Below are 13,599 nucleotides of genomic sequence, written 5' to 3'. Positions count from 1 at the left end.
CGTCGTACATCGACCTGAGACACCGAGTTGATTATGGTCCCGTCAGACAGGATCCAGTCGATTATGGATTCGGCGAAGAATTACCACGTCGACATAACTCTTCAATATCCCCCAATCAGTCCCCTCTCCCTCTGGGAGAGGGCTAGGGTGAGGGCCTTGGCGGTCCAGGGCGGATCAACCCTCTTCCAGCCACCAGCGCAACGGTTTGCCTTGAGCAGGCCAGAAGCGTATCTGCTCGATCGGCGAAATGTCCCAGCGCTCGACTTTTTCCAGCGCCTGCAAGAAGCGCTGTTCCTGCTCCATCACCGCCGGGGCGCAGAGCTTGCGGGTCTTGCCGATCTTGCCGAAGCTCAGCTTGTCGCCGTCCTGCGTGTAAGGCGCGAACCAATGGTTGCAGCCGCCGTTGCCGTAGGCGCGGCCGTCATCGCCGAGGGTCACGGTCAGGTGGCTGTAATCCATCAGTGGCCGCTCGCCGATCCATTCCAGAATGTAGCTGCGGTTGTGCTGCAGTTGCACCGGCTCTGCGGCGCAACCAACCAGGCCGACACCGATCAGTGCGGTCAGGGCGAGGCGTTTCATCACGCAGGCTCCTGGCATTTCGGGCACAGATGCTTGTCGCCGACGGCTTTCCAGCCCAGCTCGGCGATGCGCGCGGTGGCGGCAGGTTTCTCGGCGGTCTTGCCGAGTTTGGCATCCACGGCGAATTCGAAGCTCAGCTCTTTCGCGCAGCTGTCGCAGTTGACCTGCCAGGTGTGAATGGCCAGTTCGCCGAACACCGGGCCTGTGGTCATCGCGGTCCATTGGCCTGGCGGATTGATCAGGTGGCGCACAGTGTCGACGGTCAGGCGCATGGACAAATCCTTGCTGCCTTTGAGCGTGACCAACAGGGCATCACCGATACGGATCGAGCCACCGTTGCCGGTCACCTGATAGCGGCCCGGAACCAGGGCGCGGCATTCGGTGAGGGTGTGTTGCGGGTTCATCAGGGTGTAGCGGAAATCGTGTTCGACCATGGGTCCTCCAAATATGCGCGACATGCTAGCACGGGCTCGATTGCAGAATGATGCACGCGTGCGACCTTCGATCCGGTTCAAATGCGCCGACAGTCATGGCAAACTGCCGGCCCCCGAATCTGAAGGAACGGAACATGGCGCTGATCGAATGTTATGAATGCAAGCGGAGCATCAGTTCCGAAGCGCTGGTGTGCATTCACTGCGGCGCGCCGATGGCTGAACACGCCGCCATGCAGGCGCAATCGACGGCGGCACCGGTGCAAGCCTCGACGATTTCCTTCGGCAGCCTGCCACGCAACAACGCAGTGCCCGAGGCGGTTGCGCCGCCAGTGTCCGAGCCTTTACCCAAAGTGATGCCGGCAGCGGCGGGGCGTCGCCGTCGTCAGCAGGCCGCAGATCAGGCCCGCGAGGAGCAGCAACCGCTCAATCCCGATGGCAGTCGCCCGGTGGAAGGCTGGCTGAAAATCATGGTGTTTCTGTTGCCGGCGTTTTTCGTCTGGTTCCTGCTGCGCAACGGCCATTCCAGCAAGCAGCGCCTGCTCGGTTTCGGCTGGCTGGGCTTGCTGATCCTGGCGTCTTCGCTGTCCAAGTAAAACCGTTCAACCCTCGACCTGGTTCTGCGGCGCACCTGCCGCCCAGGTCGCGATGTTGTGCAGGGTGGTCGCGGCAATCGCGCCCAGCGCCTCGCGGGTCAGAAACGCCTGATGCGCAGTGATGATCACGTTGGGAAACGTCAGCAGACGCGCCAGCACATCGTCCTGCAACGGCAGGTCGGAGCGATCCTCGAAAAACAGCTGCGCCTCTTCTTCGTAAACATCCAGCCCCAGATAACCGAGTTGGCCGTCCTTCAGCGCGTCGATCAGCGCCGGCGTGTCCACCAGCCCGCCACGCCCGGTGTTGATCAGCATCGCCCCGGCCTGCATGTGCGCCAGTGAGTCGCGATTGATCAGGTGCTTGCTCTGCTCGTTGAGTGGGCAATGCAGGCTGATGATCCGCGACTGCGCGAGCAATTCCGGCAGGCTCAGATAACGTGCGCCCAAGGCCAGCACCTCGGGATTGGGATACGGATCGTAGGCCAGCAGTTCACAGCCGAAGCCGTGCATGATTTTCGCGAACGTTGCGCCGATCTGTCCGGTGCCGACGATGCCGACGGTCTTGCCGACCAGATCGAAACCGGTCAGGCCATGCAGGCTGAAATCACCTTCGCGGGTGCGGTTGTAGGCACGGTGCAAACGACGATTGAGGGCGAGGATCAGCGCCACGGCATGTTCGGCCACGGCGTGCGGCGAGTAGGCCGGCACACGAACCACGGCCAGGCCGAGGCGTTTCGCCGCCGGCAGGTCGACATGGTTGTAACCCGCCGAACGCAGGGCAATCAGCCGCGTGCCACCGGCAGCGAGGCGTTCGAGCACCGGGGTGCTGAGGTCGTCATTGATGAACGCGCAGACCACTTCGTGTTGCTCGGCCAGCGCCGCCGTATCGAGGCTGAGCCGCGCCGCTTGAAAATGCAGTTCAAGCCCGGCCGGGCAGTCGGCGCCGAGAAAGCTGTCGCGGTCGTAGGTCTGGCTGCTGAAAATGATTGTGCGCATGAATCCTCCTGGAACATCGACGCGGGCCGCAACGGCCCGCGACAACTGTAGCGCTTTGCGCGCGCCGTGCCTTGCCGCAGGTCAGGCGCTGATGCGCGCCTGCGCCGCGAGTCGATTGATCGAGCGCTCCAGTTCATCCAGTGCGGCGGCGGCTTTCGGATCGTCCTGCTTGAGCAGGGTTTCGCTGCGCTGGCAGGCGGCGCGCAGTTGCGGCACGCCGCAATAACGGGTCGCGCCATGCAAACGGTGCACGCGTTCGAGCAGGGCATTCTGGTCGTGGCTGTCACGCGCGGCGCGTATCGCTTCGCGGTCGGCTTCCAGCGAGGCCAGCAGCATAGCGAGCATGTCCGCCGCCAGATCCGCCTTGCCCGCCGCCAGACGCAAGCCTTCTTCGTGATCGAGCACCGGCAGTTCCTGCTGACTCGCCGCGCTGTCGCCGTTGCGCTCCGGCGCCTGATTGCGCAGAGCCAGTCCGGTCCACTTCAACACCACCTGCGCCAGTTGCCGCTCGCTGATCGGTTTGGTCAGGTAGTCGTCCATGCCGCTTTGCAGCAGCGCGCGTTTTTCGTTGGCCATGGCGTGGGCGGTGAGGGCAACGATCGGCAGCGGCGTGCAATGCCGCTCGCTTTCCCACTGGCGAATGGTTTCAGTGGTCTGGCGACCGTCCATGCCGGGCATCTGCACGTCCATCAACACCAGATCGAAAGATTCGCTCTGCACCGCTTTGACTGCTGCGTAGCCGCTTTCCACCGCGAGCACTCGAGCGCCCATGTCTTCGAGCAGGGTCTGCACCAGCAGCAGATTGGCCGGGTTGTCGTCGACACACAGCACGCGCGGCGCACGGCTGGACAGCGGCTCGCCCGGTTCGCTGCGGGTCTGGCGCGGATTGACCAGATCGGACAGCGCCCGGCGCAATTTGCGCGTACACGCCGGTTTGGCCTGAAGCTGGCTGTGCGGGTTGGGCACCGACAGGTGAAACAGCGTCTGTTCGGTGGTCGGGCACAGCACCAGCACTTTGCAGCCCAGGTGTTCGAGGTCCCAGATGTGCTGGTTCAAACGCTCCGGGAGCATGTCGTTGCTGGTGATACCGATCACCGCCAGATCGATCGCCTGATCGGTCTGATGCGCGCCGGTGACGCCATTGCTCAGGCTCTCCAGAGTATTGAACGGCGTCACTTGCAGTCCGCAGTCTTCCAGCTGATGTTGCAAGGCCTGACGCGCCAGTTCGTGGTTTTCCAGCACCGCCACGCGGCGTCCGAGCAATGGCGCGGCGGGCAGGTCTTCGGCGTCGTCGCGAGTCTTGGGCAGGCTCAGGCTGATCCAGAATTCCGAACCTTCGCCCGGCGTGCTGTCGACGCCGATCTCGCCGCCCATCTGCTCGATCAGACGCTTGGAAATCACCAGCCCCAGCCCGGTGCCGCCGGGTTGGCGCGACAGCGAATTGTCGGCCTGACTGAAAGCCTGGAACAGCGCGCGGACATCCTGACTCGACAGACCGATGCCGGTGTCCTGAATGCTGATGCGCAGTTGCACGCTGTCTTCGTGTTCGTCTTCGAGCATCGCCCGGGCGACGATGGTGCCTTCGCGGGTGAACTTGATCGCGTTGCTGACCAGGTTGGTGAGGATCTGCTTCAGACGCAGCGGATCGCCGACCAGCGACAGCGGCGTGTCGCGATAGACCAGACTGACCAGCTCGAGCTGCTTGGCGTGCGCGGCCGGGGCGAGGATGGTCAGGGTGTCCTGCAACAGGTCACGCAGGTTGAACGGAATGTGGTCGAGCACCAGTTTGCCGGCCTCGATCTTCGAGAAATCGAGAATCTCGTTGATGATTCCCAACAGGCTGTCGGCGGACTTTTCGATGGTGCCCAGATAGTCGAGCTGGCGCGGGGTCAGTTCGCTTTTCTGCAACAGGTGAGTGAAGCCGAGAATGCCGTTGAGCGGCGTGCGGATCTCGTGGCTCATGTTGGCGAGGAATTCGGATTTGATCCGGCTGGCTTCCAGCGCTTCTTTGCGCGCCAGGTCCAGCTCGATGTTCTGGATCTCGATGGTTTCCAGGTTCTGCCGCACGTCCTCGGTGGCCTGATCGACGCTGTGCTGCAATTCTTCACGAGCGTTCTGCAGGGTGCCGGCCATGCGGTTGATACCCGAGGCCAGTTCATCCAGTTCCTGACTGCCGAGGGGCGGCAAGCGGGTTTCCAGATGACCGTCCTTGAGTTGCGCGACCGCTTGTTTGATCTGGCTCAGCGGACGGTTGATGGTGCGGCCCATGCGCAACGCGAGGAGGGCGGCGCCAGCAAGTCCGGCGGCGATCAGCAGCAGGCTGGCGAACAGGCTGCGATAGCCGCGCAGCAACATGCCGTTGTGCGACAGCTCCAGCTCGACCCAGCCGAGCAGGCGTTCGGATTCTTCGGGAATGATTTCGCCGGCGAGGTTGCGGTGCTTGCCGAACACCGGCATCAGGTAGCGCGTCGCGTCATTGCCGCTGCGTCGTTGCAGCAGCGCGCTGTCGCCGCTTGGCGCTTGATTGAGCATGGTCGGGCCGGCGTGGGCCAGTGGCGAGCGGTCCGCCGCGAGGAAGGTCACCGCGCGCACGTCGGGTTGTTCAAGGGACTGGGTGGCGATGCGTTCAAGCAGATCGGCGTCGCCGTGACCCATTGCCGGCGCCACCAGCGGCGCCAGTTGCTCGGCGATCATTTCGCCGCGCTGCATCAATTGGCTGTGCAGGTCGGTCTGCTGCGTCCAGGTGAAATAGCCACCCAGCACCAGCGCCATCAGGCTGGTCGGCAACAAGGTCAGCAACAGCACGCGACCTTTGATTCCCAGTTTCTTGAGCACGCCTATCTCCCGCATCCCGCTGATCTGTTGACACATGCGTGCATCCGGCACGCGACATGGGCGCAGTGTAGCGATTTGCAGGCGGGCAATCTTGCGGAAAATGCAGCGCCGCCCACGCACTCGTTCGTCCGACAGGCCAAGCTTGTGTTGCCCGCTGTCGGACAATCTTGAATAATCCGCCAACTGAGAATTACTTGCAGATACTCATGACTCCTGTTTCCGTTTGCCAGCCACGCATCCTTTCCATTGAAGACGATCCGGTCCTCGGCGCCTATGTGCACGAGCATTTGGGCCGCAGCGGTTTTCAGGTGACCTGGTGCCAGAACGGCCAGGAAGGTCTGAACATCGCCCAGTGCCAGCCTTTCGACGTGGTGCTGATGGATATTCTGCTGCCGGGGCTCGATGGTCTACAGTTGTTGACGCAATTGCGTCAGAGCCATTCGACGCCGGTGTTGCTGATGTCGGCGCTGGGTGCCGAGGCCGATCGCATCAGCGGTTTCCGCCTCGGTGCCGATGACTATCTGCCCAAGCCGTTCAGCATGGCCGAGTTGCATGTGCGCATCGAAGCGATCCTGCGCCGCGTGGCGCTGGATCGGCGCCCGCCTGCTATTAACGATGCGGTGGTCAGCGGCACCCTGCGTTTCGATGACGAACACTGCGACGTGTTTTTCCGCGAGCAGGCGGCCGGGCTGACCCGCAGCGAATTCCGTCTGCTGGAAACCCTGCACCGCAACAACGAGGAAGTGCTGAGCAAGGCCTTCCTTTATCAGCACGTCCTGCAACGCGGCTTTGCGGCGCACGACCGCAGCCTCGACATGCACATCAGTCAGATCCGCCGCAAACTCAAAGCCATCGGTTACACCGAGCGCGAAGTGCGCACGGTGTGGGGCAAGGGCTATGTCTTGAGCGGCGCCGATGAAACTGTCTGAGCTGCCGGGTCGGCATTCACTGTTCTGGAAACTGGCGTGCCTGCTGGTGGCGTTCTGTCTGCTGATGATCTGGCTGAGCTGGTCGTGGGGCCGCTACATGGAGGAGCGCAATCAGTTCCTCTCCAGTGACGCGCGCAGCACGCTCAGCCGTTATGCCGCGCAAGCCGAACAGGCGTGGCAGCGCGGCGGGCGCAATGGCGTCGATGACTGGTTGCAGAGCATGGAATTGCGCGAGGCCAGTTGGGTCGGCGTGATCGGCGCTGATTTGCAGTCGCTGAGCAGCCAGCCGTTGAACGCGGCAGAGGTGCAGCACCTGACCTTTTTGCGCGGCCTCGACTGGCCGATCCACAAGAAGGGCCGACCTTGGCTGAGGGTACCGTTCCCTCAGGATCCGGCCGCCGGCATCCTCGTCATCGAGCTGCCTGAACGTTTTGTGCCAGGCAAGTACCGGGTGTTCTGGCGGGTGATCACCAACGGTGTGATTCCCGGGCTGTTCACTCTGTTGCTGTGCGTCGGCCTGTATCGCCTGTTGGTGGTGCCGCTGAACAACCTGCGCGAACAGGCCAACGCCTGGCGCGCCGACCAGTTGAATGTGCGCCTGTCGAGCGGCATCACCCAGCGCCCGGATGAGCTCGGTGAGCTGGCGCGGGCCTTCGATTCCATGTCCGAGCGCCTGCAAAGCACAGTCGCCTTGCAGCAGCAGTTATTGCGTGACTTGTCCCACGAAATGCGCACGCCGCTGAGCCGTCTGCGTGTGGCCAGCGAAAGCGAACAGGGTCTGCCGCAGCTACGCGAGCGCATCGGCCGCGAGGTCGACGGCATGCAACGTTTGGTCGAAGACACCCTGCAACTGGCCTGGCTCGACACCGACCGCTCACCGTTGCCGGATGAAGCGATCCAGATTCAGGCGCTGTGGGAAATGCTCACCGACAACGCCTGCTATGAAAGCGGCTGGCCGAGTCTGCAACTGCAATGCTCGGTCGAGGCATCGTGCTGGGTGCGCGGCAACCTCAATACCCTGGCGCAAGCGCTGGAAAACATCTTGCGCAACGCCATTCGTCACTCGCCCGAGGGCGGGATTGTGCGTCTCGATGCACGGCGCGATGGCGAGTATTGGCATTTGTGGCTGGAGGATCAGGGCGGCGGCGTGGCTGACGAAGATCTGCAGCGAATCTTTTCGCCGTTCATTCGACTGGACGGATCAAGGCCCGGGGATGGTGGCTTTGGGCTGGGATTGAGCATTGCGCGCAATGCGGTGCAGCGCCAGGGCGGGTTGCTCTGGGCGGAAAATACCGGGGCGGGGCTGCGGTTGAATTTGCGCTTGTTGGCGGATGACGGCGTCGCCCATGCGGACGCCTTCGCGAGCAGGCTCGCTCCCACAATGGAGCGCGGTTCGCCGCAGGCTGTGTGATCTACCGTTAATAGTGTCATCACTGCTGACACTAAATCCTGTGGGAGCGAGCCTGCTCGCGAATTCCAAGCATCACCACGAGAACTGAGTGTTGCTCAAGTAAAAGTCGCACCACTGGCGCGACTTTTATTTGCTTATTCCCATAAACCATAAGCACCGCACTTTGCGTGATATGGCCTGCGCGGGTTTGCCGGTATGATAGGCGCCCCCGCACGTCTGGATTGCGAATACGCCATGACCCTGCAGTACCCAACCATCGCCGATTGCGTCGGCAACACGCCGCTGGTGCGTTTGCAGCGCCTGCCCGGCGCCACCAGCAACACCCTTTTGCTCAAGCTCGAAGGGAACAACCCGGCGGGTTCGGTCAAGGACCGCCCGGCGTTGTCGATGATCACTCGCGCCGAGTTGCGCGGGCAGATCAATCCCGGCGATACGCTGATCGAGGCGACCTCTGGCAATACCGGTATCGCTCTGGCGATGGCCGCTGCGATCAAGGGTTACAAGATGATCCTGATCATGCCGGACAACTCCAGCGCCGAGCGCAAAGCGGCGATGACCGCTTACGGTGCCGAGCTGATCCTGGTGACTCAGGAAGAGGGCATGGAAGGCGCCCGCGATCTGGCCCAGCGTATGGAAGCCGAAGGCCGTGGCAAGGTGCTCGACCAGTTCGCCAATGGCGACAACCCGGAAGCGCACTACACCACCACCGGCCCGGAAATCTGGCGTCAGACCCAGGGCAGCATCACTCATTTCGTCAGTTCGATGGGCACCACCGGCACCATCATGGGCGTGTCGCGCTACCTCAAAGAGCAGAGCGACAGCGTGCAGATCGTCGGCCTGCAACCGATGGAAGGCTCGGCCATTCCCGGCATCCGCCGCTGGCCGCAGGAATACCTGCCGAAGATCTATCAGGCTGACCGCGTCGACCGCATCGTCGACATGGCGCAAAGCGAAGCCGAAGACGTCACCCGGCGCCTGGCCCGCGAAGAAGGCATCTTCTGCGGCGTGTCCTCGGGCGGCGCGGTTGCAGCGATGCTGCGCTTGTCCAAAGAAGTTGAAAACGCGGTGATCGTCGCGATCATCTGCGACCGTGGCGACCGTTACCTGTCGACCGGCATTTTCGACGCGCCGAACTGATGGCCAAACACGAGAGAGGCCTGCGCTTCCAGCCTACCGGCGGCAGCAAGGCGCCGCAGATCCCGACCGGCAAGAAGCAGCGCTTGAGTATCGAGCGCCTGGCCAATGACGGTCGCGGTATCGCGTTTTTCGAAGGCAAGACCTGGTTCGTCCTCGGCGCCCTTGCCGGTGAAGAGGTCGAAGCACGGGTGCTCGGCGCCCACGGCAAAGTGGTCGAAGCGCGCACCGAACGGGTGTTCACTGCCAGCGAATTGCGCCGCCCGGCTGCGTGCGCGCACTTCGGCCGCTGTGGCGGTTGCAGCGTTCAGCACTTGCCCCACGACGAACAGCTCGCCCTGAAACAGCGCATGCTCGCCGAGCAATTGTCGCGGGTGGCCGGTGTCGAACCTGAAGAGTGGGCAGCGCCGCTGACCGGCCCGGAATTCGGCTACCGTCGGCGCGCGCGCATCGCCGTGCGCTGGGACATGAAGGCAAAAAAACTCGAAGTGGGTTTCCGCGCTGCCGGCAGTCAGGACATCGTCGCGATCAGCGAATGCCCGGTGCTGGTACAGCCCTTGCAACCGATCATGACCCGCTTGCCGGAGATGCTGCGGCGCTTGAGCAAACCGCAGGCGCTGGGCCATGTCGAGCTGTTCAGCGGCTCATCACTGGCGCTATTGCTGCGGCACATGGCGCCGTTGTCCGAAGCGGATCTGAGCATCCTCAAGGATTTCTGCCAGTTCCACGAGGCGCAGTTGTGGCTGCATGGCGAAGGTGAACCGCAACCGGTCGAGGCCGGTCAGAGCCTCGGTTATCGCCTGGAACAGTGGGATCTCGAGCTGGCTTATCGGCCGGGAGATTTCGTTCAGGTCAACGCCGGGGTCAACGAAGCGATGATCGCCCAGGCGCTGGACTGGCTGAAACCGACGGCTGAAGAACGCGTGCTCGACCTGTTTTGCGGGTTGGGAAATTTTGCGCTACCGCTGGCCAAAAGCGTGCATGAAGTGGTGGCTGTGGAGGGCGTGCAGACCATGGTCGAGCGGGCCGCTGCCAACGCCGTCAGTAACAATTTGCATAACACAAAGTTTTTTCAAGCCGATTTATCCCAGCCTTTGAGCGATGCCCAGTGGATCGGAAACGGCTTTTCTGCGGTACTCTTGGACCCACCGCGTGACGGTGCTTTCGAGGTGGTGCGCAAGCTCGCGACCCTGGGTGCCAAGCGGTTGGTATATGTGTCGTGCAACCCGGCCACGCTGGCGCGCGACACGCAGGAATTGATCAAGCAGGGCTACCGGTTAAAACGTGCCGGGATTCTCGATATGTTTCCTCAGACGGCACATGTCGAGGCCATGGCGTTATTTGAAGCGAGCCAGGACGGCTCGTCTGAATCCGTCTGATCTGTCCGCGCAGCGCTCGCCTGAGCCCCGCGAGCGCGAACGGACACTGAGGATCAGCGATTTGACGCATTGAATCTGCGTCGTAGGGAAGGTAAAGCAGCATGGTACAGGTGAGAGCACACCAGCCGATCAACACCGACGGCAGTATCAATCTCGAGGCCTGGCTCGATCACGCGGTCAGTGTCGATCTGGCACTGGATCGCGAGGCCTTGAAAGAAGCCTGCGAGTTCGCTCGCGAGGCCGAACAGCAGTCCAATGCGAAGAAGAACCTGTGGGCCGAAGGCTCCGGCAGTTTCAGCACTGGCCTTGAGATCGCCGAGATCCTCGCCGACCTCAAGCTCGATCAGGATTCACTGGTCGCCGCCGTTTTGTATCGTGGCGTGCGTGAAGGCCAGATAGAGCTGGCGGCCATCGGCCAGCGCTTCGGTCCGGTAGTGGCCAAGCTGATCGACGGCGTGCAGCGCATGGCGGCCATCAGCGCCAGCCTCAGCCCACGGCAATCGATGGTCATGGGCACGCAAGGGCAGGTCGAGAACCTGCGCAAAATGCTCGTGGCCATGGTCGATGACGTACGCGTTGCGCTGATCAAACTGGCCGAACGCACCTGCGCCATCCGTGCGGTGAAAACCGCCGACGATGAAAAGCGCAACCGCGTCGCTCGCGAAGTCTTCGACATCTATGCGCCACTGGCGCATCGCCTCGGCATCGGTCACATCAAATGGGAGCTGGAGGACTTGTCCTTCCGCTATCTCGAACCCGATCAATACAAGCAGATCGCCAAGTTGCTCCACGAGCGGCGGCTGGACCGCGAGCGTTTCATCAGCGACGTGATGACCCAGCTCAAGGACGAACTGCAGGCCACCGGCGTCGACGCCGACATCAGCGGCCGGGCCAAACACATCTACTCGATCTGGCGCAAAATGCAGCGCAAGGGTCTGGAATTCAGCCAGATCTACGACGTTCGCGCCGTGCGCGTGCTGGTGCCGGAAATGCGCGACTGCTACACCGCGCTCGGCATCGTCCACACCCTGTGGCGGCACATCCCGAAAGAATTCGACGACTACATCGCCAACCCGAAAGAGAACGGCTACCGCTCGCTGCACACGGCGGTGATCGGCCCGGAAGGCAAGGTCCTCGAAGTGCAGATCCGCACCCATTCCATGCACGAAGAAGCCGAACTCGGCGTCTGCGCGCACTGGCGCTACAAGGGTACCGACGTCAAATCCGGCTCGAACCATTACGAAGAGAAAATTTCCTGGCTGCGTCAGGTCCTCGAATGGCACGAAGAGCTGGGTGACATCGGCGGTCTGGCCGAGCAGCTGCGCGTCGATATCGAGCCTGATCGGGTTTACATCTTCACTCCCGACGGTCACGCCATCGATTTGCCGAAAGGCGCGACGCCGCTGGATTTCGCCTATCGCGTACACACCGAAATCGGCCACAACTGCCGGGGCGCGAAGATCAACGGCCGTATCGTGCCGCTGAACTACAGCCTGCAGACCGGCGAGCAGGTCGAGATCATCACCAGCAAGCACGGCACGCCGAGCCGCGACTGGCTGAACCCGAACCTCGGTTACGTCACCACCTCGCGGGCGCGGGCGAAGATCGTTCACTGGTTCAAATTGCAGGCTCGCGATCAGAACGTTGCGGCCGGTAAAACCCTGATCGAGCGCGAACTCAATCGCCTCGGCCTGCCGGCGGTGGATTTCGACAAGCTGGCTGAAAAGGCCAATATGAAAACCGCTGAAGACATGTTCGCCGCCCTCGGTGCCGGCGACCTGCGTCAGGCGCATCTGGTCAACCTTGCGCAGCAACTGGTTGAACCGGAGCGTGGCAACGAGCAACTGGAACTGATCCCGCGCAAGGCGACCGGTTACAAGCCGGGCAAGCGCGGCGATATCCAGATCCAGGGCGTCGGCAATCTGATGACGCAAATGGCCGGTTGCTGCCAGCCACTGCCGGGCGATGCGATCGTCGGTTACATCACCCAGGGCCGGGGCGTGAGCATTCACCGCCAGGACTGCGCCTCGGTGCTGCAACTGGGCGGGCGCGAGCCGGAGCGGATCATTCAGGTCAGCTGGGGGCCGGTGCCGGTGCTCACCTATCCGGTGGACATCATCATCCGCGCCTACGACCGTTCCGGGCTGCTGCGTGACGTCTCGCAGGTGCTGCTCAACGAGCGCATCAACGTGCTGGCGGTCAACACCCGTTCGAACAAGGAAGACAACACTGCGCTGATGTCGCTGACCATCGAGATCCCCGGACTGGATGCGCTGGGACGGCTGCTGGGGCGGATTTCGCAATTGCCGAACATCATCGAAACGCGGCGTAACCGTACTCCGTGATGTGGTTTCTCTGTGGGAGCGAGCCTGCTCGCGAAGAGGGCGTGTCAGTCGACATCTTTGTTGCAGACACAGCGCTTTCGCGAGCAGGCTCGCTCCCACAATGGTTCTGTGGTGAGACAGAAAAATGATGTACAGCCTCGAAGACCTGCTCCACCTGATGTCCCGTCTGCGCGATCCGCAGTTCGGTTGCCCGTGGGACATCAAGCAAACCTACGCGACCATCGTCCCGCACACCCTCGAAGAAGCCTATGAAGTGGCCGACGCCATCGAACGTGGCGATCTCGATCACTTGCAGGGCGAGTTGGGTGATCTGCTGTTTCAGGTGGTTTATTACAGCCAGTTGGCCAAGGAGGAAGGGCGGTTCGAATTTGCCGGGGTGATCGACAGCATCACGCGCAAACTGATCCGTCGTCATCCGCATGTGTTCCCGACGGGCGATCTGTACGCGCCGCTCGACGTGCCGCGCTTGAGCGAAGAGCAGGTCAAGCAGCGCTGGGAAGAGATCAAGGCCGAAGAGCGCGCCGAGAAAGCCTCGGCGCCCGAGCAGTTGTCCTTGCTCGACGACGTGCCGGCCACGTTGCCGGCACTGTCGCGCTCGGCCAAGTTGCAGAAGCGCGCCGGGCAGGTCGGTTTCGACTGGCCGGATGCCTTGCCAGTGCTCGACAAGGTGCGCGAAGAGCTCGATGAAGTGCTCGAAGCCATGTCGGAAAATGATCCTGTGGCGGTGGCCGACGAGATCGGCGATCTGCTGTTTTCCGTGGTCAATCTGGCCCGGCATCTGAAGGTCGATCCGGAAACCGCCCTGCGCGGCGCCAATGGCAAGTTTGAACGACGTTTCCGTTTTATCGAACAGGCATTGCGCGACACCCACCGTCCCATGGAAGATTGCACCCTCGAAGAGTTGGACGCCCTGTGGGGCGAAGCCAAACGCCAGGAAAAGAATGAGCCCAGCTGCGGCTGAGCC

Annotated in this window: 11 protein-coding genes; 7 read left to right on the top strand and 4 right to left on the bottom strand. The window is 62.3% G+C overall.

Annotation, left to right across the window (positions count from 1 at the left end; translation table 11 throughout):
- Nucleotides 1–174 precede the first annotated feature (174 nt).
- Both PspCFBP13508_RS05605 and PspCFBP13508_RS05600 read right to left on the bottom strand, forming a co-directional pair.
- Nucleotides 175–579, bottom strand: coding sequence for an META domain-containing protein (locus PspCFBP13508_RS05605; RefSeq protein ID WP_137213922.1), 405 nt, complete (start codon nt 577–579; stop codon nt 175–177).
- Nucleotides 579–1,013: a hypothetical protein gene (locus tag PspCFBP13508_RS05600; RefSeq protein WP_039757838.1), complete on the bottom strand. Its 435-nt coding sequence runs from the start codon at nt 1,011–1,013 to the stop codon at nt 579–581. The genes PspCFBP13508_RS05605 and PspCFBP13508_RS05600 overlap by 1 nt, the downstream gene beginning before the upstream one ends.
- A 134-nt stretch (nt 1,014–1,147) precedes the next feature.
- On the opposite strand from PspCFBP13508_RS05600, the gene PspCFBP13508_RS05595 reads away from it, so the two are divergent.
- Nucleotides 1,148–1,606: a hypothetical protein gene (locus tag PspCFBP13508_RS05595; RefSeq protein WP_137213921.1), complete on the top strand. Its 459-nt coding sequence runs from the start codon at nt 1,148–1,150 to the stop codon at nt 1,604–1,606.
- A 6-nt stretch (nt 1,607–1,612) separates the two neighbouring features.
- Here PspCFBP13508_RS05595 and PspCFBP13508_RS05590 read toward each other — a convergent pair whose 3' ends face one another.
- A complete protein-coding gene (locus PspCFBP13508_RS05590) occupies nt 1,613–2,602 on the bottom strand; it encodes a 2-hydroxyacid dehydrogenase (RefSeq protein WP_137213920.1) in 990 nt (329 codons plus the stop codon).
- Between the two features lie 81 nt (nt 2,603–2,683).
- Nucleotides 2,684–5,437 carry a response regulator gene (locus PspCFBP13508_RS05585; RefSeq protein WP_122752293.1) on the bottom strand — a complete coding sequence of 918 codons (2,754 nt, stop codon included), beginning with the start codon at nt 5,435–5,437 and terminating at the stop codon, nt 2,684–2,686.
- Nucleotides 5,438–5,643: 206 nt separating this feature from the next.
- Here PspCFBP13508_RS05585 and PspCFBP13508_RS05580 point away from each other — a divergent pair, with 206 nt between their 5' ends.
- The 6 genes from PspCFBP13508_RS05580 to mazG all read left to right on the top strand — a co-directional run bounded on the left by PspCFBP13508_RS05580 (nt 5,644) and on the right by mazG (nt 13,596).
- Nucleotides 5,644–6,366 (top strand): response regulator transcription factor, encoded by a 723-nt coding sequence (locus PspCFBP13508_RS05580; RefSeq protein WP_137213919.1) that lies wholly within the window; start codon nt 5,644–5,646, stop codon nt 6,364–6,366.
- Nucleotides 6,353–7,777 carry a sensor histidine kinase gene (locus PspCFBP13508_RS05575; RefSeq protein WP_137213918.1) on the top strand — a complete coding sequence of 475 codons (1,425 nt, stop codon included), beginning with the start codon at nt 6,353–6,355 and terminating at the stop codon, nt 7,775–7,777. The genes PspCFBP13508_RS05580 and PspCFBP13508_RS05575 overlap by 14 nt, the downstream gene beginning before the upstream one ends.
- A gap of 234 nt (nt 7,778–8,011) precedes the next feature.
- A complete protein-coding gene (gene cysM, locus PspCFBP13508_RS05570) occupies nt 8,012–8,914 on the top strand; it encodes a cysteine synthase CysM (RefSeq protein WP_039757833.1) in 903 nt (300 codons plus the stop codon).
- Complete coding sequence (gene rlmD, locus PspCFBP13508_RS05565; RefSeq protein WP_137213917.1) at nt 8,914–10,290, top strand: 23S rRNA (uracil(1939)-C(5))-methyltransferase RlmD; 1,377 nt, start codon at nt 8,914–8,916, stop codon at nt 10,288–10,290. Before cysM ends, rlmD begins: the two co-directional genes overlap by 1 nt.
- 101 nt (nt 10,291–10,391) lie before the next feature.
- Nucleotides 10,392–12,635: a GTP diphosphokinase gene (gene relA, locus PspCFBP13508_RS05560; protein WP_041479585.1), complete on the top strand. Its 2,244-nt coding sequence runs from the start codon at nt 10,392–10,394 to the stop codon at nt 12,633–12,635.
- 127 nt (nt 12,636–12,762) lie between these two features.
- Nucleotides 12,763–13,596: a nucleoside triphosphate pyrophosphohydrolase gene (mazG, locus tag PspCFBP13508_RS05555; protein WP_024013963.1), complete on the top strand. Its 834-nt coding sequence runs from the start codon at nt 12,763–12,765 to the stop codon at nt 13,594–13,596.
- The last annotated feature ends 3 nt before the right edge of the window (nt 13,597–13,599 follow it).

It is taken from the genome of Pseudomonas sp. CFBP13508 (genome assembly GCF_005233515.1).
Classification (GTDB): Bacteria; Pseudomonadota; Gammaproteobacteria; order Pseudomonadales; family Pseudomonadaceae; genus Aquipseudomonas; species Aquipseudomonas mercuritolerans.
This window is presented reverse-complemented; position numbering and strand designations above follow the sequence as displayed.